The 1,088-nt window shown below is 40.3% G+C and carries 1 protein-coding gene; it reads right to left on the minus strand.

Going from position 1 to position 1,088, the window contains the following annotated elements; genetic code table 11:
- Positions 1-990, minus strand: a 990-nt coding sequence (locus tag ACI6MV_RS24910; protein WP_407272995.1) for a transposase, incomplete at its 3' end; no start/stop codon positions are given.
- Between the last annotated feature and the right edge of the window lie 98 nt (positions 991-1,088).

Raw genomic sequence — 1,088 nt, forward strand, 5'->3', positions numbered from 1 at the left:
GGGAAGATGCTCCTTTAAGTATTGAAGCATCGGAATCAATGTTGTTGTGTCGTTTCGATCGGAAAACGCATTGATCCCAACGATAAATTCCGCATCCACGGCAGCTTGGACATTGTAGCCTGGTTTGAGTTGACCATTCCGCATATGATCATCTTTCATTCGCATAAACGTGGCATCATGATCCGTTTTGGAATAACTGTTTCGTTTCTCTCCCATAATCTGATTAGAAGCATCATATTGTTCTTTGCGTTGAAGCATTTCCTTTACTTGTTCATGATAACGTTGAAGGACGGATTTTCTTTTCCCTTTTCCATAGACAAACATGATTGTTTCTTCTTCCTGTACTTTCTCCAGGAAGTCGAAAACCTTTTTCAAATCTTCTAAAAAGGTCTCATAAGGACTTGTGAAAACCTGACAGTACGTCGTATTGATCTGTTCCAGAAGGGCTTGCCATTTGACATACATCTTGGCTTCATGTTTTGTGATCGCTTTTTTCCATACGAAAGAATACCGATTGGCATACGCTTCGATTTTTGTGCCATCTATATAGATTGTTTCACCAGTAATTGCTTCTTGTTGATAGAGCCACACTACTTGTTGGAAGAAGAGCTGTTCCATCACCGTATCAGTCAGATATTTTTGCTTGAATCGACTGATGGTAGAATGATCAGGAGCTGTATACCCCTGAAGAAGCCAACGAAAATTGATATCCCGGCGACATGCTTTTTCTATATCCCGGCAAGAATAGATTTTTTGCGAGGCTGCGTAGGTGATGACCTTAAATAGAATGACTGGATCGACTGCCGGTTTTCTCCCTTTGGAAGAGTATGCCTGTAATAGTTCGCTATAATCCATCCTTTCACATAAGAGGCAGTGGAGCCGTACCGAATCATCCGCAGGTATCATTTCTTCTACATCCAACGGTAAATATAATTGATAATTGGCTGCAGTTTGCGTATACTTGGTTTGTGTTATTTTTTTACTTGTCATAAATTAATAATACACGAGAGCAGACCCTTTGTGGTCTGTTTTTTTGTGTACACAAAAAAACTGTTGCACGATCAGTTACCTGATTGTGCAACAGCCCC

This window comes from Radiobacillus sp. PE A8.2 (assembly GCF_045635475.1).
Taxonomy (GTDB): Bacteria; Bacillota; Bacilli; order Bacillales; family Amphibacillaceae; genus JBJGXI01.